Source organism: Actinomadura kijaniata (genome assembly GCF_014138665.1).
GTDB classification, from domain to species: Bacteria; Actinomycetota; Actinomycetes; order Streptosporangiales; family Streptosporangiaceae; genus Spirillospora; species Spirillospora kijaniata.
Genome location: NZ_JACJIA010000007.1, coordinates 1 through 22,512, shown reverse-complemented (window position 1 = coordinate 22,512; position 22,512 = coordinate 1). Strand labels below are relative to the sequence as shown.

Here is a 22,512-nt window from a genome sequence, read left to right as displayed (position 1 = left end):
GCAACCACCAGCAGCCAGACCAAGTCCACGCCGACCACCAACCGCGTCGGCCAGTCGTTCCCGCGCCCCGCGCGTCACCGGCGCGGTCCCCGGTGCGGGCCGGTGGCGGCCACCAGCAGCCAGGCCAGGTCCGCGCCGATCGCCAGCCGTTCGGCCAGCCCCAGCGGCGCGCTGTGCGTGATCATCATCCGGTCCACGAGGGCGGCGGCGAACAGCGCCAGCCCGATCCCGGCCGCCCAGGCGCACGCCCGCAGCGCGCCGGCGCGGGAGCGCCACGCCGGATCCCGCCGCCACCGGCGGGTGAGCAGCATGATCGCGGCCAGCAGCGTCAGCAGCCCGGCCCACGCCGCGAGGCCGTGCACGCCGTCCGAGCGCGACCGGTCCGCCCAGTCGCCCGGCGGGTCGGCCGGGAAGACCGCGGCGACCGCCGCGCACACCGCGAACCCGGCCAGCAGCCACCGTCCGGCGCCGCCCGGCACGAGCGCGGCCAGCGCCGCCCCTCCGGCGGAGAACGCGACCAGGCCGAGCGTCACCAGCCAGCCCGCCGAGGCGTTGACGAACGCGCTGATCGCCTCGGCGAGCGGGCTGTACTCCTGGTTCACCAGGTCCGACAGGGTGAACGCCAGCGCGCAGAGCGCGAGCCCGGCGGCGGACCCCCGGAGCACCCGCGTACGAGGGAAGGTCGTTTCCATGCGGACGACGTTAGGTTCCGGCCGCAGAGCGGCGCGTCGCCCGGAAAGCGTCACCTCATCCTGCGCCGCCGGAGCACCCCCGTACATCGGACGGTGTAGTCAGGCGAGCGCCGCGACGGCGTCGCCGACCGGGGTGTCGCCGTTGAGGAGCTCCAGGGTCGTGCGGTTCACCCGCGGGTTCGACAGCAGCTCGGCCAGGACGGCGGCCGTGTCGTCGCGGGTGATGTCGCCCCGGCCCAGTTCCCCGGCGGCCAGCCGGACCCGGCCGGTGCCCGGATCGTCGGTCAGGCGGCCGGGACGCAGGATCACCCAGTCCAGGTCGCGGGCCCGCAGGTCGTCCTCGGCCTCGCCCTTCGCCCGCACGTAGGCGGCCCACACCTCGTCGGTGCCGGGGCGCGGCGGGCGGCCGGCGCCCATCGCCGAGATCTGGAGGAAGCGGCGGACCCCGGCGCGCTCGGCGGCGTCGGCCAGCAGCACCGACGCCCCGCGGTCCACGGTGTCCTTGCGGGCCACGCCGCTGCCCGGCCCCGCCCCGGCCGCGAACACGACCGCGTCCGCGCCGGAGACGTGGCCGGTCACCTCCTCCGGCGTCGCCCTCTCCAGGTCGCACACGACCGGCCCGGCCCCCACGTCCCGGATGTCGGCGGCGTGGTCCGGATTCCGGACCAGGCTCCGCACGACGTCCCCCCGGGCGCTCAGCAGCCGGGCCAGCCGCAGCGCGATCTGGCCGTGCCCTCCCGCGATCACGATGTCCATGCTCGTGATCCTACGGAGGAGGCGACGGCGGTCAGCAGTTGCGTCCGCCGTTGATGCAGGCCACGGCGCGGCGCATCAGCGAGTCGGGCATCACGTTCTCGAAGTCGGCGTGGTCGGTCACCGGGTCGTGGCCCTGCTCGGGGAAGCTGTCCACGGCGAACGCCAGCGGCCGGTTCGGCAGGTTGTACGACAGCGTCATCCGCAGCTGCGGGACCGCCCGCGTCCCGGACGGGCAACGGCCGTCGCCGTTCGGGAACACGATGTGCGTGCGGTGGTTGGCGCTGTCGGTGTTGCGGCCGTCCCAGCAGCTCGGGAACTCCAGGACGCGCGTGACCCGGCTGCCCCTCGGGCACAGCGGGTACTTGTCGGTGAACGCCCGGTTCTCGAACCCGCTACAGGTCCACAGCGCGCGGGCGTTGGCGGTGCCGTTGGTGCCCGCCTTGGCGTCGCCGGTGATGATCCGCATGAACCGCGGCATCGCGGTGACCTTGCTCTTGGGGTTGCCGACGAACTGCATCCGCGCCTGCGCTGGCAGCACGATCCGGCCCACGTTGCCGTCGGCCGTGCTCTGCTGCGCCTGGTCGGAGTCGTCCCGCTGGGCGCGGTTGCGCATCACCGGCCAGAAGTAGGTGGACCTGTCGTTGAGCGCGCAGGTGGTCCCGGCGACGGCCAGGCTCTCGTCGGTGGAGAACCCGTCGGTGGACAGGTTGCCCACGTAGTCGTGGATGTGGTGGGCGCCGTTGCGGACGCCGGGCGCGACGATGAAGTTGTCGGGGTTGTGGTGCTGGTTCTCGTTGCGCCCGCAGCGCGAGGTGAACGAGCCGCGCGAGCCGCTGCGGCTCACCGCCGGCCGGTTGCGGCGCGGGGCCTGGCGGATGCTGACGAAGTCGCCGCGGTCCGGCCCCGGCTTCACCTGGTTCTGGTTGCCCTGGTTCTGCTGGCCCTGGTTCTGGTCGCCCTGGTTGTCTCCCTGGTTGTCTCCCTGGCCGTTCTGGTCGCCTTCTTGGCCGTCGCCGTTCTGGCCGTTCTGATCGCCCTGCTGGCCGCCGTTCTGGTCGCCCTGCTGGCCGCCGTTCTGGTCGCCCTGCTGGCCGCCGTTCTGATCGCCCTGCTGGCCGCCGTTCTGGTCGTTCTGGTTCTGGCCGTCCTGCTGCCCGCCGTCGCCGTTGCGGCCGTCGTTGCGCTGATCGTCGGGATCCTGGCCGTTCTGGTCGCCCGGTTCGGCGACGCGGACCGGGGCGGAACGGCTCTCGGCCGCCGCCGTCACGGGCGATCCGACCGCCGTGGCGGCCAGCAGGAGTGCCGGGACGACGACGGCGATACCCTTTTTGCTTGCCATGGAATTCTCCTGTTTCGCGGGGTTCTGCGGTCACGAGGCAAGGGACGCCTTGGTGGCCAGTCCGGTGCTCTCCAGCAGAGCCATGTGCGTGTTCACATAACGCAGCGAGCGTTCGGCGAAAGCACGGATCTCGGTGTTCTCGGTACTGGCCCGGGTCTTGGCGATGACGCCGAAGACCTTTCCGTGCGCGGCGCGCAGCCGCAGCACGAACGTCTGGTCGTAGTCGGGCCCGGCCTTGCTCGACAGCTCGGCCAGCCAGCGCTTCTGGTCGGCGTTGGGCTCGATGGGCAGCATCACCCCGAGCTTGGCGGCGGTGGCGCGCACGTCGGCGTCCAGCCGCATGTGCTGCTCCATGATGATGTCCGCCACCTCCTTGACCTTGGCGCTGGAGGCGCGCTCCTGGGCCTGCTGGCCGGCGGGCATCTCCCACAGCCCGGCCCGGCGGACGGCCTCCAGCAGCGACCGGTCGGTGGCCGACAGCGGACCCCAGCGGGTCTGGACGGTCCCCGTCGGGTTGCCCGCGACGCTGGCGGACGCGTTGCCCGCCGAGGTCCCGGACCGGCCGAGGACCACCAGGGCCGCCAGCGCCACGGCGACGGCGGCGGCCGCCGCCAGCATCCACCGGGCGTTCGCCATCCGGCGCATGCGGCGCATCCGGCGGCCGTAGGACTTCCTCACAGGGAATCCGCCTCCTTTCCGCGTTCTCCGAAACGACCCGGCGCGGGGTCGTAGGGAAATACGCGCCGACGCCGTTCCCGGTTCAGCCGGAACAGCATTTATCGGAGGTTTTTCAGGACCCTGGAAAAAGGCATGCCGACAATCCGGCCGGAAAACACCGGCCGGATTGTCGGCGCGTTCTCAGGAACGCCGGGCCGGGCTTCGCGACATGCCGTTGGTGACGCGCAGCGCCAGCGCCGGGCACATCGACACGGCGCGCTGCACGTCGCGTTCCATCCAGGCGGGGATGTCGGTGCCGAGCACGACGGGGAAGCCGTACCGGTCGAGCTGGATCAGCTCGGGCACCAGGTAGGCGCACAGGCCGTGGCCGTCGCAGCGGCTCCAGTCGATGGCGACCCTCCCCTCGGAGCCGTCGGGCACCGGCAGCGGCAGCACGCCGAACGTCGACTGCCCGCACGTGCCGCCGTACCGGTGCTCGGCGATGTCGGCGGCGAACGTGTCCATCGCCGACAGCACGAACCGGGCGGTGCCGTCGGGGTGGCCGCACGCGCCGCGCCCCATGCCGACGGCGGCGGCGCGGCGGACGTCCTCCACCGACGCCGCGCCCTCGGTGAGCGCGTTGAGGGCGCGGACCACGTCCGGCAGGCCCATCCGGCACGGCCCGCACTGCCCGGCCGACTGGGCGGCCAGGTAGGAGGCGATGCGGGTGACCTCGCCGAGCGGGCAGGTGCCCTCGGGCAGCGGCAGGATGATGCCCGCGCCGACGGTGCCGCCGACCGCGCGCATGCCCTTGCCGGACAGGCGGGCGCGGCGCACCGCGGGCGGGTCCAGCCACATGCCGTGGTAGCCGCCGACCAGCACGCCCTGCCCGGCCGGGACGCCGCAGTACTCCAGCACCGCCGTCAGCGGGGTGTCGTAGGGGGCCTCGACGACCTGGGTGCCGCCGACGGTCAGCAGCGTGGTGCCGGGCTCGTCCTCGGTGCCGACCGAGGCGTACAGGTCGGGGCCGAGCGAGGTGAGCACGGCCAGCTGCGCGAACGTCTCGGTGTTGGACAGCAGGGTGGGGCAGCCGTCGACGCCGGACTCGGCGGTGCGGACCTTCACCCCGAACGGGATGGGGACGTCCCCGTTGATCGCCCGGACGACCGAGCCGCTCTCGCCGGAGATGAACCGTTCGGTGAGGCGGACGACGCGGGCGGGCATCCGGCGTTCGGTGATGGCGGCCCGCACCGAGCGGGCGGCCTCGTCGTTCTCGACGGCGACCACGATCCGCTGGGTGCCGAGGGCGGTCGCGGCGATCTGCGCGCCGTCCAGCACCAGGTGGGGGGCGCGGGTGAGCAGCACCTTGTCCTTGCAGCTGCCCGGCTCGCCCTCGGCCCCGTTGACGACCACGACGGCGTCCTCGCCGGGCAGGCGGTCGTCGGCGCCCTCGCCGGGCAGCAGGTCGGTCTGGTCGGCCGACGGGTGCACGACGCGGGCGGCGACGGCCATGAGCTTGCGGGCGAACGGGAACCCCGCGCCGCCCCGGCCGCGCATGCCGACCTGCTCGGCCGCCTTGACGATCTCGTCGAGCAGCGGGGTGCGCAGCTTGCCGTGCACGGCCTGGTGGCGTTCCAGGTCGAGGCGGTCGAACCGGTCGAACCCCAGCGTCAGCCGGGGACCGCCGAGGTCCGAGACGGTGATCGTGGAGGTCGAGGTCATCGCGCCACCCGGGTGCCGCGCGGGTCGCCGACCGTGGCGCGGGGCTCGGGGACCGGCGTCTCGGCGCGGGACGCGGCGGGCCGGCGCTCGGGGGCGGGCGTCAGGCCCTCCCCGGCGTGGCCGATCCGGCGCGGCCGGGTCGAGACGGCCAGCCGGGTGAGCACGGCCAGCGCGACCGCGCCCATGCACAGCACGTAGCCGAGGACCACCCAGTTGGCGGGGGCGCGGCCCGCGGTGAGGCCGTGCGCGATGCCGACCGGCCAGGCCAGGTAGGCGACCGAGTGCAGGGACCGCCACACCCACGGCCGGGCGCGGCGGGCGAACCGGGCGCGCAGCACGCCGGTCGCGGCGACCACCAGCATGAGCTGGAACGCCAGCGTGCCGAGCCCGACCGGGTCGACGCCGGGCACCACGACGTTCACCGGCGCGGCGACCCCGCCGAGCACCTTCACCAGCAGGTGCGCCACGACGAAGGTGACCGCCAGGACCGAGGCGGCGCGGTGCACGCCCTGGAACAGCACCCGGTGGTGGATCCGCAGGAGGACGCGTTCGGAGGCCAGCACGCCGGTGACCACGGCGGTGGTCATCGTCAGCAGCGTGAACACGCCCGCGTAGAAGGACAGGAACCGCTGCAGGCCCCCGGCCAGGGCCGCGCCGGGCGGCGTGACGGCGCCGACGGTCACGATCAGCGCGCCGAACGCGGTGGCCGCCAGCGCCCAGGTCGGGAGGAGCGGATCCTCACTGCTGCGGGTCTTCACGTTGTCTCCTCTTGTCGTTGGCGGGCTTCTTCGCGGGGCGCTCGCCCTTGGGGCCGCCGGACCGGGCGGGACCGGCGGCGAGGCCGAGGTTGGCCAGCAGCCCGCCGGTCAGCACCTGGATGTCGCCGCGTTCGGCGAACCCCAGCAGCGGGGCGGCGCGTTCGCGGAACGTCCAGCCGCCGAGCCGCGCCCCCTCGAACGGGACGTCGTCGGCCCCGCGCCGCAGCCCGAACTGCACGTCGGGCCGGGGGGCGGGCGCGCCGCCGCAGGGCCGCTGGGTGCCGGTGCGGCCGAGGGGCTCGCCGCGCCGCACCAGGCTGCCGGGGCGGACGCGGACGACGTCGCGCATCCGGTAGTAGGTGGTGGCCAGTCCGCTGGGGTGGACCAGCAGGACCAGTCCGCCGCCGCCCGCCGAGCAGAAGCGGTAGAGGCGGCCGTCGCCGGCGGCGGTGACGGTGCCGTCGCCGCCCCAGAACGTCAGGGACCCCAGCGGGCGCGGGGAGTTGCGGGTGGGGACCGCGCCCATCGACCAGGTCGCGCCGACCCGCCAGGGCAGTATCAGGCCGTCGCCCGCGCGGGCGCCGTTGACGGCGGCGGCGGCCTGCTCGGCGGTGACCGTGGCGTGGCGGTTCAGCGCGCGGGCCTCGTCGGCCGACATCAGCGCGGGCGGCATCCGGGTCAGCAGCGCGCCGAACCCGGAGGTGCCCGACAGCGCCGCCTGCCAGCCGCTGCGCGGGGTCCAGCGGGCGGCGAAGAACGCGACCTCGGGGAGGGCGGCGGAGTCGTCCGGCACGGGGATGGTGGTGGTGCCGAACGCCCAGGTCCGGTCGCGGCTGATCCGGTCGGTGCCGACGATCGGCTGCGCCGTGCCGGCCGCGCCGTACTTCTGGCGGGCCGCCGCGCCGCGCTCCTGGAGGGTGATCCGGCGGACCCGGTCGGTGAGCGCCTGGACGTCGGGGACGGGCGCCGGGGCGCCGCCCCGGTCCCGGTCGGGCCGCGCGGGGGCGGTGCGCGGCGGGTCCTGGGCGGGGCGGGTCGCGCGGGGGCGGGACCGTTCGGCGCGGCCCTGCGCGCCGACGGTGTCGGTGCCGCCGATCGGGCCGCCCTCCAGCAGCGTCCGCTCCACGACCGCCAGCAGCCCCAGGCCCACCATGATCGACAGCACGAGCGCCCCGGTGCCGAGCCGGTCGGCCGGGCCGTGCGGGCGCCGCGCCGGGGGCCTGCGCCGGGCCGGGGCGCGCGGCGGCTCCGGTCTCCTGGGGGGCGGCTCGGGCCGCTGGGGCCGCTCCGCCCGGGGCGCCGCGCGCCGCGCGTCGGGGGCGGAGGCGCCCCACTCCCGCGCGTCGAACGGCACGTCCCAGGGCAGCACGGTCAGCGGCTCGTCCCGCACCGTCTCGCGCGGGGACCGCTGCCTGGGCTGCTGCCGGACCGGGCGTCCCGGCTCCGGCCGGGGCTCCTGCCAGGGGGGTGCGTCCCGCCGCGGCTCGTCCCGCACGCCCTGGCGTGCGGCGGGCCGTGGGGTCTGACGGGGACGGGCCTTCTCCGCGTCACGCCGCCGGCCGCGCCGGCGGGAACGGGCGGACGGGTCCGCCCAGAAGGCGGCATGCGCGTCGTTCTGCGCCTCGTCGTAGGGCACATGCCTGCTCTCGCGTCGCGCCATTCCCTCTCCTGCTGGAGATGGCGGAGAGCGTCGCGGACGACGGCGAGGGCCGAAGGGTTCCTGAGAAAGGGTGGACGACGGTCGCGGAGCCCGCTCGCTCCTACCGCGTCACCCCCGGAGCATACGCCCCAAGAGCCCCAATGCCAGGGGTTGCCGGAAAAAATCCGTCAGGAGCGGCCCGCGGGCCCGTCCGACAGGGCGGTACGCGCGAAGGCCAGCAGATGTTCACGCATCGCCCCGGCCTCCTCCGGGTCGTCGAGGTCGACGCCGATGAGCGAGCCGATCTGCGGCAGCGCCAGCGGCATCATGGCCAGGGCCTTCAGCGCCAGCATCGTGCGCGCGACGCGGGGCGACCGCTCCTCGCCGAGGGCCTCGGCGAGCGCGTCCACGCGGCTCCCGCACAGCTCGACCCGCCACTGCCGGTCGGGCAGGTCGTCGGTGCGCTCGTGCAGCGACTCCCACATCAGCAGGCGCAGCAGGTCGGGGTGCTCGCGGTAGTAGTCGAACAGCCGTCCCACGTACTCCACCGGCCCGTCGTCGCCGGGACCGGCGGTCACCCGGGCGAAGTCGTCCAGGGCGCGCTTGACGACCGCGTCGAAGAGCTTCTCCTTGCTGCCGAAGTAGCCGTAGATCCGCTCCTTGTTGACCCCGGCGCGGCGGGCGATGCGGTCCACGCGGGCCCCGGCGATGCCGTGCTGGGCGAACTCGTCGTGGGCGGCGGCCAGCAGCGCCTCCTTGGTGGCGGCGGCGCGGGCGGAGTCGGCGGGCCCGGCGGGTCTCGCGTCGGCGTGCTTCGGCATGGGCCGCATCATAGCCGATCGATAACCAACCGGTTGGTTGACATCCAACTGGTTGGTTGGCTAATGTCCCGCGGCATGACGCAGGTACTGCACCCCCCGCTCCCCCTGGCCCGCCCCGCGGCGGGCCCCGCGCCGTTCGGCCGCACCGCCGCGGTCTTCTCGTTCACGGCGCTGCTGGCGACCGGCCAGCTCTACGGGCTGATCCCGCTGGTGGACGCGATGGCGGGGCGGTGGCACACCACCCCCGCCGCCGTGACCTGGCTGATGACGGTCTACGGCTTCGGCTACGCGGCCGGGTTCCTGCTGTTCGGGCCGTTGTCGGACCGGTACGGCCGCCGCCGCGTGATCGTCACCGGGGTCGCGGGCGCGGCCGTGCTGACGGCGGCGCTGGCCGCCGCGCCCGGGTTCGGCGTCGCGCTGGCGCTGCGCGTGGCGCAGGGCATGGCGATGGGCGCGTTCCCGCCGGTGGCGATGGCCTATGTCGGCGAGCGGATCGAGCCGCGCCGCCGCCTGGTCACGGTGACGGCGATGACCACCGGTTTCCTGGCCGCCGCCGCGATCGCGCAGGTCGCGGCGCAGGCGGTGGCCGGGTACGGCTGGCGGTGGTTCTTCGTGGCGGGGGCCGCGCTGTTCGCGCTGGCGGCGGTGGCGCTGCACCGGGTGATGCTGCCGGACGCGCCGGACGCCGGGCGCTCCCCGCTGGACGCCTACCGGGCGATGCCGTCGCTGCTGGTCTCCCGCGACCTGCGGCTGATCTACGCGGCGGTGCCGACCGTGCTGACCGGGTTCGTGGCGGTGTTCACCGGGCTCCAGCTCACCGGCGTCACCGGCCTGCTGGGGCTGCGCGCCAGCGGCCTGCCGGTGATCCTGGCGGTGCCGTTCCTGATGCCGCTGCTGGCCCGGGTGAACGCCCCGCTGCGCGCCGGGCTGGCCCTGGCCCTGGCGGGCGCGGCGGCGCTGCTCACCGGCCTGCTGACGCCCGGCACGGCCGGGCTGGCGGTGCTGCTGATGCTGCTGACCGCCGGGGTCGCCGTCGCCGCGCCCAGCCTGATCGACACGATCGGCGCCCGCGCCGGGGCGGCGCGCGGTCCGGCCAGCTCGCTGTTCACCGCCCTGCTGTTCGTGGGCGCGAGCCTCGGCCCCCAGCTCGCCGGGGCGCTCACCGGCGGCGGCCTGGCCCCGCTGTCCTACGCGCTGGCGGCCCTGTTCGGGGCGGGCGCGCTGCTGCTGGCGCTCACCGCCCGGAGCGCGTCACAGACCGCGTAGGAAGCGCGCCGCGACCGGCGCCGCCACCCTGGGGCCCGAGCCGCCCCCGGCGACGAACACCGCGAACGCCACGTCGCCGCGGAAGCCGATGAACCAGGCGTGGGGGTCCCCGCCGCCGCCGATCTCCGCCGTTCCCGTCTTGCCCGCCGTTCCCGCCGGGAGCCCGGCCCGCGCGGCGGTGCCCTCGGTGACGACCGCGCGCATCATGTCCCGCAGCGCCGCCGCGCCCGGCACCGGGCGCGGCGGCGCCGTCCGCCCGCCGGCCCTGCGCAGGCTCCGCGCCTCCAGCAGGCGCGGCGAACGCCGGGAGCCGTCCGCCACGGCCGCCGCGACCGTGGCCATCAGCAGCGGCGTCGCCTGGACGCGGCCCTGGCCGATCGCCGACTCGGCCAGCTCGGCGCCCTCACCGGTCTTGGGGAAGTCGCTGTAGGCCGAGGCCGCGCCGGGCCACAGCCGCTCGCCGAACCCGAACGCCCCGGCCGCCGACGCCAGCCCCGCCGCCCGGCTCCGGCCGACGGTCAGGGTCGCGAACGTGGTGTTGCAGGACTCGGCGAACGCCCGGCGCAGCGTGGTGCGGCCCAGCGACGCCCCCTCGTGGTTGGTGATGGTGCGCTGCGCGGCGACGGCGCGGGCCGGGCAGTCCACCGCGCCGCCCCCGCCCATCCCCCGGCCCAGCAGCGCGGCGGCGCTCACCACCTTGAACGTGGAGCCCGGCGGGTACAGGTTGACGAACGCGCCCTGCCCGCCGAGGGTGTCGGCGATCCCGAGGACCTCCCCGGTGGACGGGCGCAGCGCCACGACCGCGCCGTCGCCGGGCGCGCCCCGCAGCGCCTTCTCGGCGGCGGCCTGCACGTCCGGGTCGATGGTGGTGCGGACCTTCTCGCCGCGCGGCGCGCCCAGCAGCTTCAGCCGCCGGAACTCCCCGCCGGCCCGGTCGCGCACCTCGACCGCCCAGGCGGTGGCGGGCTCGGACTCCTCGTCGTCCCCATCCTCGCCGTCCGCCGCGTCGTAACGGTCGGTGAGGTCGGTCAGGTAGGGCCCGAGCGGCCCGTCGCCGGACAGCGCCCCGCCGTCGCGGGCGGTGAACGTGACGGGCTGCACACGGATCTGCCGCAGCCGCCACTCGGCCGGGCCCCTCAACCCGGGATACAGCGCGTCGGGCGTCCAGGCCACGCGCCAGCGGCCCGACCGGCGGTCCAGCCGCAGCGTCGACCGGAAGCGCCACGATCCGTGCCCGGCGACGTCCCGGTCGGCGGTGAACTCGACGCGCGCGGTGTCGCCCTGCCGCGTGACCGGCCCCGGTTCCAGCGCCACCGAGTAGACGGTCAGGCCGCGCACCATCGCCCGGTGCTGGTCGGCGAAGTCGGCGGGCGGCCGGGCGACGAGCCCGGCCATCTCGTCCAGCGCCCCGCGCCGCCAGGCGGCGAAGTAGTCGCGCGCGACCCGCTCGGGGCCCGGCTCACGGTCGGCCCGCAACACGTGGGCCGCCCCCAGCCCGCCCGTGAGGACCACGGCCAGCGCCCCCGCCAGCCCCGCAACGCCCCGCGCCCGCATCCACGCCCTCCCGCCCGGGATCCGCGGGGATCATCCCACCGGGCACTGGGAAAGCCCAGCCATCGCCCCATTCCGGTTTGGGGCTGGTGTACCTGGGTGGGGGACTTATTCCGTTCTGATCTGTCCCTTAAGTCGGGTTTAACCGGCGTGCCGTCGGATCCGGAGCGTTCTAACTTCGGAGGCGCATCACCGAAAGGCCGGGGTCGCGCCCGGCGTCCCCCGCCCGCGTCCGGTCCACTGCCCGCCGTCCCCGCCAGGCGCCCGCCTCCGGTTCTCCCCCAGAGGAGGGTTCGGGGACGGCTCCACCCCCGGGCCGCCGCGGAACAGCTTTCCGGGGACGCCGGCGCGGCCCCCTCGGGACGCCGGTTCCGGGGCGGGGCCCCGACAGCGGCGCGGACGGGGCCCCGTTCCGGAACCGGCGCGCCGGGCCCTCAGCCGGTCCACGGCAGCCGCAGCGCCTCCAGCTCGGGGTCGGCCAGCAGGTCCTCCACCAGCGGCGTGGGACCGGACACCTTGGTCCCCCACAGGTCCCAGTCGCAGTAGACCACCCACGAGCGGTCCTCCGCCCACAGGTTCGACGGGCAGCTGTTCACCGCCGGATGGTCGTACAGCGCCCCGGCGTCGCCCAGCCGCCCGGCCAGCACGGTCTCCTCGTCCCATTCGGCGGTCACCAGCGGGCAGTAGTAGGCCAGGCAGCGGGTGTCGGGCCCGGCCGGGCTGTGCCGCTCCAGCACCCCCATCAGCCGGTGCCAGCCCTCCCGGTCCAGGCACCCCTCGGCGGGCGGCGCCACGGCCGCCGACCAGCTCCCCGTCGGGTGCGCCCGCCGCAGGCAGCGGTGGCCGGGCAGCTCCCCCTCCGGCACCACCGGCTCCCCGAACCCGCGCGCCAGCTCCGCCCACCGCAGCCGCCGCCAGCCCGCCCCCGGATGCCCGCTGCGGCCCAGCTCGGTGCCGGTGACGACCAGGCCCTCCAGCAGGTCCCCCAGGTCCCGGCCCGGCTCGGCGCCCGGTTCGGCGTCCGGCTCGGCCCCCGGGTCGGGCTCGGCGAGCCCGGCCGCGCGGATCGACCGGTGCAGGTCGTCGTGGGTGGTGGTGACCAGGCCCTGCCTCCACACGTACATGGCGTGCAGCAGCCACACCGCGTCGGGGCCGCGGGGCGGCTCGAAGCCCGAGTAGCAGTGGTCGGGGTCCAGCTCGTTCAGCCAGGCCACGGCCGTACCGGGGACCGGCGTCCAGGTGCCTTCGACGTCCGCCATGCCTCGATCCTGCCATCACCGGCCCCGGCGCGGGCGGTCGGCGTCCCGACGAGATCCCGGACCGTTCCGGGACGGTCCGTTACGGCCCCGCCCCCGATCCTCTCTATGATCGTCGTTCACCCTGACGAAACCCCGAGAGCGGAGAAGGGACCCGAGTGCGTCACGTCCGGTCCGTCCTGGTGGCGGGCGCCGTCGCCGCCGCCGTCGCCGCGTGCGGGTTCGTCCCCTTCGCTCCGGACGCCGCGCCGCGCCCCCGCCCCAAACCGCTGCCGCCGCCCGCGACCGAGGCCGTCTACCTCGTCCACGGCGTCCAGTGGGACGGCACCTCCGACTGCGCCAAGACCTGGCGCGTCACGCTCGGCGAGCTGCGCCGCCACGGCTTCCGGGGAGAGATCGTCACCTGGGGCTACTACCGGGACGACACCAACTGCGCCCGCGTCGTCCCCGGCACCCGCGACACCCCGCTCAAGGAGCTGTCCCGCCAGCTCGCCTGGGACATCTACCGCAACCACACCAGCCGGGGACGGCCGGTCGCGGTCCTCGGGCACTCCATGGGCGGGCTCGTCGCGGCCGCCGCCGTCGCCGGGGTGCAGAAGTACGGCGGCAGGTCCTCCGCGTGGCCGCCCTCCCTGCGCGTCCGCAACGCCGTCTCGCTCGCCGCCCCCTACCAGGGGATGAAGTGCCGCTTCGCCTACAAGCAGTGCGGCGACCTGCGCAGGGGCAGCCCCTTCCTGCGCTGGCTGGCCACGGTCCCGCACCCGCAGGGGGAGGGCGGCACCGACTGGACGCTGTTCTCCGCCGAGGACGACGGGCCCGTCAAGGTGCCGTCGGCGCTCGCCGCCCGCGCCCGCCACAAGATCACCTACCTGCGGGGCCAGGGCGTCGGCCACACCCGCGTCCGCAACCTCGGCGGCCCGGCGCCCTACCGGCTGCGCTACTCCCACACCTGGGGCGGCGACGTCCGGGAGACCGCCGACGGCATGTCGCCCATGCGCCAGGCCGCCCACGCGCTCTACTCGACCGACCACTGACGGCCGGTCACCGGCGCGGCTACCGGCCCAGCAGGGCACCGAGGCGCTCGGCCTGGATCCCCCAGCGCCACTCGCGCTCCACCCACTCCCGGCCCCTCGCGCCCATCTTGCGGGCGCGGCCGGGATCGGTGAGCAGGTCGACCAGGGCCGCCGCGACGTCCGGCACCGAACGCCCCCGCACCACCACCCCGGTCTCCCCGTCCAGCACCGCGTCCGGCGCGCCGCCCGAGTCGCCGGCCACCACCGGCAGCCCCGTCGCCGACGCCTCCAGGTACACGATCCCGAGGCCCTCGACGTCCAGGCCGCCGCGCCGGGTCCGGCACGGCATCGCGAACACGTCGCCCGCGTCGTAGTGCGCGGGCAGCTCCTCCCACGGCACGCTGCCGGTGAACACCACCGACCCGGCGACCCCGCGGTCGGCGGCCAGCCGCTCCAGCTCCGCCCGGTAGGGGCCGCCGCCGACCAGCAGCAGCGCCGCGTCCGGAACGGCCCGCAGCACGCGCGGCCAGGCGTGGACCAGCGCGTCCTGCCCCTTGCGGGGCACCAGCCGCGACACGCACACCACCACCGGACGCCCGGTCAGCCCGTGCCGCGCGCGGATCTCGTCGCCGCCCGCCCCGGCGCGGAAGACCGTCTCGTCCACGCCCGGCGCCAGCCGCGCCATCCGGGCGGCCGCCCGGGGCGACAGCGCCCGCGCCATCCGCGACCGGGTGTACTCCCCCAGGTACGTCAGCGTGTCCACGCCGTCGCCGATGCGCCGCAGCAGGCCCCGCGCCACCGGCAGCGACGCCCACCCCGCCTCGTGCCCGTGGGTGACCCCGACCAGCCGCCCGGCGCCCCGCCGCCGCAGCGCCGGGGCCAGCAGCCCCAGCGGGGCCGCCGCGCCGAACAGCACCGAGTCGCAGCCCTCCGCCGCCAGGATCTCCCCGGCGCGCCGCAGCACCGACGGCTCGGGGACCATCAGCGACGTCGGGTGCCGCACCACCGGGAACGGCTGCGCGGCGTCGAACGCCGCCGCCCCCTTCCAGGCGGGCGCGTAGACCACCACCGAGCCCTCGGGGCGGCGCGCCGCCAGGTTGTGCACGAACGCCTGGATACCGCCCGGCCGCGGGGGGAAGTCGTTGGTCACCACGAGCGTCTTGGTCATTTCCCCCAGGATACGGGCGCCCCGGCGGCGGACACGCGACGGGGCCCGTCACCGGTGTTCCGGTGACGGGCCCCGCGCGTGGCGAACAGCGGATCAGTGGCTGATCTGCTTGGTCTCCCTGCCCTCGACCTCGTGGCCGTCGTGGCCGTCGCCGTCATGGCCGTGGTCGTGCTTCTCGACGGGGATGTCGTCGAACGTCCAGGCCCGCTGGAGGCGGGACCGCACGTAGCCCATCGGGCCCTTGCTGTTCGGCGCGGGGATGCCGTTGGCGTCCGCGACCGGGGCCTGCTCCTTGGCCCGCTCCTTGGACAGCAGCACCGACATCTGCTCCTGGCTCGCCGGCTCGTGCCGCTCGGAGAACTTGCCGTCGGGCGACATCACGATGATGCCGCTCTCCACCCCGTGGGACGCGATCGCCGCGTCCTTGCGCTGGAGGCCCAGGCAGATCCGCTTGGTGATGATGTAGGCCAGCACCGGGGCGATGAACACCGTGGCCCGGAAGAACCAGGTCGTGGCGAACAGCGACAGGTGGAACCGCTCGGCCAGCACGTCGTTGGCGCCGGCCAGCCACAGCACGCCGTAGAAGGTGACGGCGGCCATGCCCACACCGGTGCGGACCGGGGCGTTGCGCGGACGGTCGTTGACGTTGTGGTGCCGCTTGTCGCCGGTCACCCACTGCTCCAGGAACGGCCAGATGGCCGCGCCGCCGAAGACGATGCCGAGCGGCAGCAGCGCCGGGATCAGCACGTTCAGGCTGAGCGTGTGGCCCGCGGCCGTGATCTCCCAGTTGGGCATGATGCGGAGGGAGCCCTCCAGGATGCCCATGTAGAAGTCGGGCTGCGACGCCGAGGAGATCGCCCCCGGGTCGTACGGGCCGAACAGCCAGATCGGGTTGATCTGGGCGAACGCGCCGAGCAGCGCCACCACGCCGAAGGTGAACAGGAAGTAGGCGCCCGTCTTGGCCATGAAGACCGGGTAGAACGGGTAGCCGTAGACCTGCTTCTCGGTCTGCTTCTGCGTCGGCATCGCGGTGTGCTTCTGGTGCCACATGATCATCATGTGCGCGGTCACCAGACCCAGGATGATGCCCGGGATCAGCAGCACGTGCAGCGTGAACAGGCGCGGGATCAGGTCCCCGTAGTTGCCCTCGGGGAACTCACCGCCGAACAGGAACATCGAGATGTAGGTGCCCACCAGCGGGATCGACTGCGCCACACCCTGGGTGATGCGCAGACCGGTGCCCGACAGCAGGTCGTCCGGCAGCGAGTAGCCGAACAGGCCCTCCACCATGCCCAGCGTGAACATGCCGAGGCCGATGAGCCAGTTCAGCTCGCGCGGCTTGCGGTAGGCGCCGGTGAAGAACACCCGCAGCATGTGCGCCATGATCGACGCCATGAACAGGATCGCCGCCCAGTGGTGGATCTGCCGCATGAGCAGGCCGCCGCGGACGTCGAAGCTGATGTGCAGCGCCGAGGCGTAGGCCTCGGACATCTTCACGCCCTGCAGCTTCGTGTACGAGCCGTCGTAGTGGGTCTCCATCATGCTCGGGTGGAACCAGAGCGTCAGGAAGGTGCCCGACAGCAGCAGGATGATGAAGCTGTACAGGGCGATCTCGCCCAGCATGAAGGACCAGTGGTCCGGGAAGACCTTCTTCAGGTTGCGGTTGAAGAAGGTGGTCGAGCCCAGCCGGTCGTCCAGGAAGTTCAGCGGCCCTTCGACCGCCTTGGGTGCCGTTGCCTCGCTCATCCGCGCTCCCAGAAGCTCGGGCCGATCGGCTCGGGGAAGTCCCCGGTGGCGATCAGGTAGCCGTCCTCGACGCCCAGCGGAAGCTGCGGCAGCGGACGCGCGGCCGGACCGAACACGACCTTGGCGGCGTCGGTGGCGTCGAAGGTGGACTGGTGGCACGGGCACAGGATGTGGTGGGTGGTCTGCTCGTACAGGGCCGCCGGGCAGCCGACGTGCGTGCAGATCTTCGAGTACGCCACGATCCCGTTGACGTGCCAGTTCTCCCGACCCTTGGCCGGCTTGAACTGGTCGGCCGGAACGTTGATCAGGATGGTCACCGCCTTGGCGACCTCGTTCATCGGGTGGTGGGCGTTCTCCTCGATGCCCTCCGGCAGCACGGTGATCATGCCGCCGGGGCTGGCGAAGTCGCTCACCTTCAGCGGCTTGTTGGTGCCGTCGACGACGAGGCGCACGCCCCTGCGGCCCTTGGCCTTGGCCGCCTTGACCGCCTCGCCCCAGTAGGTGTGGCGCAGCTTCTTCTCCGGCAGCGGGCCGAGGTCGCGCAGCAGCACCAGCGGGGCCAGGCCCAGCGGCGCGGCGGCCAGCAGCAGCGTGCGGCGCAGCAGCGGCCGCTTGGTGATGCCGCTGTCCTCGGCGCCCTCCAGGAACGCCTCGGTGAACGCCCGGCGCGTCCCGGTGTCGGCCTCCAGCGCGTGCCGCTCCTGGACGATCGGCTTGCTGGTCATCAGGCGGCGCACCCAGATGGTCACGCCGATGGCCATGGCGAGGAACGCCAGGGCCATCATCCCGCCGAGCCAGAGGTTGGACTCCTTGGCCCGGTGGATGCCGTGCATCCCGCCGTCGCGGCCGCTCCAGCCGATGAAGTACACGATGAACGCCACGCTGGCGGCGAAGGCGAGCAGGAAGAACGAGGCGACGATGCGCTCGGCCCTCTTGGCCTCCCTCTCGTCCAGTTCCTCGCCGGCGCCCGCCGGAGCGGGGTACTCCTCCTGGGCCAGCAGAGTGTTGTCCTCCGCCGGCGACGGCGTGCCGACCTTGCGGACCGGGCCGTCCTCGCGTGGCTCGTTCACCGGGCCCGCGGTCTCGTTGTTGTCGCTCATGACTTCTTCAGCTTCTTCGGCTTCTTCGCGGTGATCCACATGGCCGCGAGCACCAGCAGGCCGATCCCGACCAGCCATCCGGCCAGGCCCTCCGACACCGGGCCGATGCGGCCCAGGCCGTTGCCGCCCGGGTTGGGCTCCTCACGCGTCTGGACCAGGTAGGCGATGATGGCCTGCTTGTCCTTGGGGGTGAGGGTGGTGTCGTTGAACACCGGCATCGCCTGCGGGCCGGTCAGCATGGCCTCGTAGATCTGGGTGGGCGTGACGTCGTTCCTGTCCAGCGGAGGGGCGTACTTGCCGCCGGTCAGCGCACCGCCCGAGCCCACGAAGCTGTGGCACTGGGCGCAGTTGGTGCGGAACAGCTTGCCACCGACCGCGACGTCGCCGCCCTTGGGGTCGACGGCGGACGCGGGCGGGACCTCGGGTCCGCCGCCCAGCTTCTGGATGTACTCGCGCAGGTCGGCCAGGTTCTTCTCGGCCCGGGCCTTCTGCTTCTCGGCGGCCTCGCGCTTCTCGGGCTCGGCGTAGTCCGTCCGGATGGTGGTGTCGAAGTCGGGGACCGGCTTCTTGCGCGGCATCTGCGCGCCAGGGTTCATCGCGGGCATGCGGCCCGTGCTGACCTGGAAGTCGACGGATGCGGCGCCCACACCCAGCAGGCTTGGCGCGATGGGCTTGCCCTTGGCGTCCTTGGTGCCCTCGGCGTTGAGGCCGTGGCAGCTGCCGCAGTTCTTGTTGTACAGCTGTCGGCCGTTCTCAAGATCCGCGGCCGCCTGGGTCGCGTTCGCCGCCTCGGCGCGGTCAGACTGCGGCGTGAAGCCGGCGTAGATGACGCCGATCGCCGCCAGGGCCGCCAGCACGACGGCGTAGCCCGCCCACGGGCGCCGTCGCCATGCGGTGAACCTTTTCACGGAATTCCCCGTTCGGGTCTTGTCGTCGGTGGTCAAGCGGTCAGTGGAGGTCGAGCAGGTAGATCGCCGCGAACAGGCCGATCCAGACCACGTCGACGAAGTGCCAGTAGTAGGACACGACGATCGCGCTGGTGGCCTGCTCGTGGGTCCACCGCTTGGCCGCGTAGGTACGTCCCAGCACGAACAGGAACGCGATCAGGCCGCCGGTGACGTGCAGGCCGTGGAAGCCGGTGGTCAGGTAGAACACCGAGCCGTAGGCCGACGAGGACAGCGTCAGGCCGTCGTGGGTGACGAGGTTGTAGTACTCGTAGACCTGCCCGCCGACGAAGTAGGCGCCCATGAGGAACGAGAGGACGTACCACTCGCGCAGGCCCCACTTGCGGAAGTTCAGCAGGCCGCCGTCCCGGCCGACCTTGCCGGCCTCGGCCTTGAACACGCCCATCTGGCACGTCACCGAGGACAGCACCAGGATCAGGGTGTTGAAGCCCGCCAACGGCAGGTCGAGCTCGGCGCCGGGCCACGAGTGCTCGCCGTGCTGGCCCATCGTCACAGAGCGGATCGTGAAGAACATCGCGAACAGGGCCGCGAAGAACATCAGCTCGGACGACAGCCAAACGATCGTCCCCACGCTGACCAGGTTGGGACGATTCGCCCGAGCGTGAGGTGTTGTCTCTATCGCGGATGCTGTTGCCACGGGCAGCATTATTACGTCACCCGTTCCATCACTGACGCATGACCCCCCTCCTGGAGTTCCCGAGCGTGTCATCGCAGGTGCGCGCGCGGGCCCCGGCGGACCCCCGAAAACCGCCCGGTACCAGCGTCTCCGGGGTTCCCGAGGGCGCTCGCGCCGGTTTTCGTCCCCGCCCCCTTGATCGCCGGGCGCGTTGGGGGAACGATGCGGCTTCGACGGCGCGGCGACCCGCCGCGCCGCCGCCCCGCCGCGACTCTCGTGCGGCGGGGGTCCGAACCGGTAGCCTTGCCTGCCATGAGCCACGCCCCGGAGAGTCCGATGAAGGTTCTGGTCTACAGCGACGACGCGAACACCCGTGCCCAGATCCGGCTCGCCGTCGGGCGCCGCCCGGCCGCCGACCTCCCGCAGGTGGAGTTCGTGGAGATCGCCACCCAGCCCGCCGTCGTGACCCGGCTGGACGAGGGCGACATCGACCTGGTGATCGTGGACGGCGAGGCCCAGCCCGCGGGCGGGCTGGGCGTGTGCCGCCAGGCCAAGGACGAGGTCTACGACTGCCCGCCGGTGCTGGCGATCATCGCCCGCCGGGACGACGGCTGGCTGGCCACCTGGTCGCGCGCCGACAAGGTGATCAGCCTCCCGCTGGACCCGATGGCCCTGGCCAAGGCCGTGGCCGAACTGCTGCGCTGGCGCGCCGACAACCGCCTTCCGGCTCTGTAGTCACCTGTTCGCCGGGGGGTGCGCGCCCCCGCGCATCCCCCAGACCCACCACTTTCTGGGGGAAGCAATGGATGCGCGTACGACCTGGCCGGCGTTGTTGAACGCCCTGCTCGACGGCGATTCGCTGTCGGGCGAGGAGGCCTCCTGGGCCATGCACAAGATCATGACCGGGGAGGCCACCGACGTGCAGATCGCCGGCCTGGCGGTCGCGCTGCGCGCCAAGGGCGAGACGGTGGCCGAGGTGGCGGGCATGGCCGAGGGGATGCTCGCCAACGCCACCCCGATCCACGTCCCCGGCCGGATCGCCGACCTGGTGGGCACCGGCGGCGACCGCGCCCACACGGTGAACATCTCCACGATGGCGGCGGTGGTGGCGGCCGCGGCGGGCGTGAAGGTCGTCAAGCACGGCAACCGCGCCGCCTCGTCCTCCTGCGGCGCGGCGGACCTGCTGGAGGAGCTGGGCATCCCGCTGGACCTGACCCCGGAGGCGACGGCGCGCGTCGCCGAGGAGGTCGGCATCACGTTCTGCTTCGCGCCGCGCTACCACCCGGCCCTGAAGTACGCGGGCAAGGCCCGCGGCGAGCTCGGCACGCCGACGGTGTTCAACTTCCTGGGCCCGCTGACCAACCCGGCCCGGCCGACGGCGCAGGCGGTCGGGGTGTTCCACCCGCGCATGGCCGGGATCATCGCGGGCGTGTTCGCCGAACGCGGCAACTCGTCGCTGGTGTTCCGCGGCGACGACGGCCTGGACGAGCTGACCACGACGGGCACCTCGGCCGTGTGGGTGGTCCGCGACGGCGCGGCGACGGAGACCACGTTCAACCCGGCGGACCTGGGCATCCCCCCCGCGCGTCCGGAGGACCTGCGCGGCGCGGACGCGAGGTTCAACGCGAACGTGGCGCGCGAGACGTTCGACGGCGAGAAGGGCCCGGTCCGCGACATGGTCCTGCTGAACGCGGCGGCCCTGATCGCCGCCTACGAGGGGGCGCCCCCCACGGAGAAGCTGACCGAGACCCTGGCGGCCGCCTACGAACGAGCGGGCCGGGCGGTGGACTCGGGGGCGGCGGCGGCCCTCATGACCCGCTGGGCGGAGACCGCCCAGCGCTACCAGAGCTGATCGTCCGGGTGCGGGACGGGAACGTCCCGCACCCGTCCCCGATCAGCGCCGGTGGTAGGCCTTGTTGGCGATGCGCCAGCCGCCGTCGACGTGGACCAGCAGAAAAATGTCGGTGAAGGTGTCCGCGCCGTGCCAGAGCGTCATGGACGCGGTCGCGACGGTGCCGTGGACGTCGATGGCGTCGATGCGGCGCGAGCGGGCCGGTTCGTCCGGCGCCGGTCGTCCGTGGAACAGGGCGCAGTATTCCTCCAGGGCCCACGAGACGAACGCGCCGTCCCGGATCCCCTCGATGTGGGCGCTGGGCAGGAACGCGTCGCGGAAGTGGGCGGGGTCGCCGGTGGCGTGCCCGCGGATGTAGGCGCGGAGCGGTTCGAGGACCGCCTCGTCCACGGCGGGGACCGTGGCGGCAAGAGCGATGTCGGCATCAGGGGCGCCGGCCAGGTCGGCCGCGCCGCGCAGGGGCGTGTTCGACGCGGCGGCCAGCAGAGCCATGTCCTTGGCCAGCGCCCCGATCGTGAACTGGGCCGCGGCGGTGGCCGGCTCCCCGGACAGGAAGGCCCGCTTGCGGGCCACGAGCCCGCCGAGCTGGCCGAGTTCGAGGACGTCCAGCACCTGGGCGCGGGGCAGTTCCAGGGCGTCGGCCTGCCGCAGCGAGTCGCGCAACGCGAGGACGGCACCCGCGAGGCTGTGGTTGGCGACCAGCTTGAGGGCGGCGGCGGTGGCGGCGTCCTCGACGCGCCGCACGGTGCCCAGCGCCTCCAGGACCGGCCGGGCCCGGTCGAACGCGCCCTGGTCGGCGGCGGCGAGGATCCGCAGGTCCCCGCCGGCGACAGCGGGCACGGAGCCGAGCACGGGCGCGTGGACGTAGGACGGGCCGAGCCACCGGGCCAGGCCCGCCGCCTCGGCGGGAGCGATGGTGCTGATGTTCAGCACGACCGCGCCCGCTCGCAACGCCCCGTGAACGTGGTCGAGGACCTCCCGGCAGGCCCGGCCGTCGAACAGCGCCAGGAGAACGAGGTCGGCCTTGGCCACCGCGTCCCTCGGGTCGCCGGTCGCCTGGAGGGCCCCTGCCGAGCGCCCGGAGCGCGTCCAACCGACGACGTCCCAGTCGTGATCGGCAAGTCGTGTCGCGATCGCGGCCCCCATACGGCCCAACCCCAGGACGGCGATCGTGTGCGGTGCGGTCATGCGTCCCAGCGTGCGACAGCACGAGACCTGCGACAAGCGCAGATCTCGCAGAGTAGCCATGCGAGAAACGCATGCCTGACAGGCGTGAGCCGCCCTCACTCCCCCAGCCAAAAGCCGCCCCAAAGACCGGAGAGGAAGAACGCGAAGGCAGCCCCCGCCAGAGTCCCTGTCAGGGTGTGGGACGAAGGTCCACCGGAATGTGGGGCGAAGCCCCACGAGGGGTTGCAGGGGACGGCGTCCCTGCCGGGGTGTGGGGCGAAGCCCTGCCGGGGCGTTGGACGGAACCCTGCCGGGGTTGCCGGGGCAGCGTCCGCGTCGGGGTTGTAGGGGCGGAGCCCCTGCCGGGGTGTGGGGCGGAGCCCTGCCGGGGGTGTGGGGGCAGGGCCCCTGCCGGGGGTGTGGGGGCG

20 protein-coding genes are annotated in these 22,512 nt (G+C 74.1%); 4 read left to right on the top strand and 16 right to left on the bottom strand.

Annotation, left to right across the window (positions count from 1 at the left end):
* Window positions 1–74: 74 nt before the first annotated feature.
* The 8 genes from HNR61_RS25275 to HNR61_RS25240 all read right to left on the bottom strand — a co-directional run bounded on the left by HNR61_RS25275 (window position 75) and on the right by HNR61_RS25240 (window position 8,384).
* On the bottom strand, window positions 75–692 hold the full coding sequence (locus HNR61_RS25275; protein WP_182845694.1) for a DUF998 domain-containing protein: 618 nt from the start codon (window positions 690–692) through the stop codon (window positions 75–77).
* A 99-nt stretch (window positions 693–791) separates the two neighbouring features.
* The gene (locus tag HNR61_RS25270; RefSeq protein WP_182845693.1) at window positions 792–1,448 is read right to left on the bottom strand and encodes an SDR family oxidoreductase; all 657 of its coding nucleotides are present in this window, start codon (window positions 1,446–1,448) and stop codon (window positions 792–794) included.
* Between the two features lie 31 nt (window positions 1,449–1,479).
* Window positions 1,480–2,787 carry a DUF1996 domain-containing protein gene (locus HNR61_RS25265; RefSeq protein WP_182845692.1) on the bottom strand — a complete coding sequence of 436 codons (1,308 nt, stop codon included), beginning with the start codon at window positions 2,785–2,787 and terminating at the stop codon, window positions 1,480–1,482.
* A 30-nt stretch (window positions 2,788–2,817) separates the two neighbouring features.
* Window positions 2,818–3,465, bottom strand: coding sequence for a DUF4142 domain-containing protein (locus tag HNR61_RS25260; RefSeq protein ID WP_312898090.1), 648 nt, complete (start codon window positions 3,463–3,465; stop codon window positions 2,818–2,820).
* Window positions 3,466–3,645: 180 nt separating this feature from the next.
* Window positions 3,646–5,166, bottom strand: a complete 1,521-nt coding sequence (locus HNR61_RS25255) for an NADH-quinone oxidoreductase subunit NuoF family protein (RefSeq protein WP_182845691.1) — start codon at window positions 5,164–5,166, stop codon at window positions 3,646–3,648.
* A complete protein-coding gene (locus tag HNR61_RS25250) occupies window positions 5,163–5,924 on the bottom strand; it encodes a ferric reductase-like transmembrane domain-containing protein (RefSeq protein ID WP_182845690.1) in 762 nt (253 codons plus the stop codon). The genes HNR61_RS25255 and HNR61_RS25250 overlap by 4 nt, the downstream gene beginning before the upstream one ends.
* Entirely contained in the window at window positions 5,905–7,584 is a 1,680-nt protein-coding gene (locus HNR61_RS25245; protein WP_182845689.1) for a M23 family metallopeptidase, read from the bottom strand. Before HNR61_RS25245 ends, HNR61_RS25250 begins: the two co-directional genes overlap by 20 nt.
* 167 nt (window positions 7,585–7,751) lie before the next feature.
* On the bottom strand, window positions 7,752–8,384 hold the full coding sequence (locus tag HNR61_RS25240) for a TetR/AcrR family transcriptional regulator (RefSeq protein WP_182845688.1): 633 nt from the start codon (window positions 8,382–8,384) through the stop codon (window positions 7,752–7,754).
* 75 nt (window positions 8,385–8,459) lie between these two features.
* Between HNR61_RS25240 and HNR61_RS25235 the strand changes: the two genes are divergently transcribed.
* Window positions 8,460–9,650, top strand: a complete 1,191-nt coding sequence (locus HNR61_RS25235; RefSeq protein WP_182845687.1) for an MFS transporter — start codon at window positions 8,460–8,462, stop codon at window positions 9,648–9,650.
* Here the strand turns inward: HNR61_RS25235 and HNR61_RS25230 are convergent.
* Window positions 9,636–11,204: a penicillin-binding transpeptidase domain-containing protein gene (locus HNR61_RS25230; protein ID WP_182845686.1), complete on the bottom strand. Its 1,569-nt coding sequence runs from the start codon at window positions 11,202–11,204 to the stop codon at window positions 9,636–9,638. The two genes, HNR61_RS25235 and HNR61_RS25230, sit on opposite strands and share 15 nt — an antisense overlap.
* A 431-nt stretch (window positions 11,205–11,635) precedes the next feature.
* Window positions 11,636–12,460: a hypothetical protein gene (locus HNR61_RS25225; RefSeq protein ID WP_182845685.1), complete on the bottom strand. Its 825-nt coding sequence runs from the start codon at window positions 12,458–12,460 to the stop codon at window positions 11,636–11,638.
* Between the two features lie 155 nt (window positions 12,461–12,615).
* Between HNR61_RS25225 and HNR61_RS50085 the strand changes: the two genes are divergently transcribed.
* Complete coding sequence (locus HNR61_RS50085) at window positions 12,616–13,491, top strand: alpha/beta hydrolase (protein ID WP_182845684.1); 876 nt, start codon at window positions 12,616–12,618, stop codon at window positions 13,489–13,491.
* 19 nt (window positions 13,492–13,510) lie between these two features.
* On the opposite strand, the gene HNR61_RS25215 is transcribed toward HNR61_RS50085, so the two are convergent.
* The 5 genes from HNR61_RS25215 to ctaE all read right to left on the bottom strand — a co-directional run bounded on the left by HNR61_RS25215 (window position 13,511) and on the right by ctaE (window position 19,095).
* Window positions 13,511–14,638 carry a glycosyltransferase family 4 protein gene (locus HNR61_RS25215; RefSeq protein ID WP_182845683.1) on the bottom strand — a complete coding sequence of 376 codons (1,128 nt, stop codon included), beginning with the start codon at window positions 14,636–14,638 and terminating at the stop codon, window positions 13,511–13,513.
* Window positions 14,639–14,731: 93 nt separating this feature from the next.
* Window positions 14,732–16,384 (bottom strand): cytochrome bc1 complex cytochrome b subunit, encoded by a 1,653-nt coding sequence (gene qcrB / locus HNR61_RS25210; protein ID WP_182845682.1) that lies wholly within the window; start codon window positions 16,382–16,384, stop codon window positions 14,732–14,734.
* A complete protein-coding gene (qcrA, locus tag HNR61_RS25205) occupies window positions 16,381–17,484 on the bottom strand; it encodes a cytochrome bc1 complex Rieske iron-sulfur subunit (protein WP_182845681.1) in 1,104 nt (367 codons plus the stop codon). Before qcrA ends, qcrB begins: the two co-directional genes overlap by 4 nt.
* On the bottom strand, window positions 17,481–18,392 hold the full coding sequence (gene qcrC / locus HNR61_RS25200; protein WP_182845680.1) for a cytochrome bc1 complex diheme cytochrome c subunit: 912 nt from the start codon (window positions 18,390–18,392) through the stop codon (window positions 17,481–17,483). Before qcrC ends, qcrA begins: the two co-directional genes overlap by 4 nt.
* Before the next feature lie 40 nt (window positions 18,393–18,432).
* On the bottom strand, window positions 18,433–19,095 hold the full coding sequence (gene ctaE, locus HNR61_RS25195) for an aa3-type cytochrome oxidase subunit III (RefSeq protein WP_182845679.1): 663 nt from the start codon (window positions 19,093–19,095) through the stop codon (window positions 18,433–18,435).
* A 306-nt stretch (window positions 19,096–19,401) separates the two neighbouring features.
* Between ctaE and HNR61_RS25190 the strand changes: the two genes are divergently transcribed.
* Both HNR61_RS25190 and trpD read left to right on the top strand, forming a co-directional pair.
* On the top strand, window positions 19,402–19,800 hold the full coding sequence (locus tag HNR61_RS25190; RefSeq protein ID WP_246443779.1) for a response regulator: 399 nt from the start codon (window positions 19,402–19,404) through the stop codon (window positions 19,798–19,800).
* A 67-nt stretch (window positions 19,801–19,867) separates the two neighbouring features.
* Window positions 19,868–20,917: an anthranilate phosphoribosyltransferase gene (gene trpD / locus HNR61_RS25185; protein ID WP_182845677.1), complete on the top strand. Its 1,050-nt coding sequence runs from the start codon at window positions 19,868–19,870 to the stop codon at window positions 20,915–20,917.
* A 42-nt stretch (window positions 20,918–20,959) separates the two neighbouring features.
* Here trpD and HNR61_RS25180 read toward each other — a convergent pair whose 3' ends face one another.
* A complete protein-coding gene (locus tag HNR61_RS25180; RefSeq protein ID WP_344457484.1) occupies window positions 20,960–22,165 on the bottom strand; it encodes a nuclear transport factor 2 family protein in 1,206 nt (401 codons plus the stop codon).
* Between the last annotated feature and the right edge of the window lie 347 nt (window positions 22,166–22,512).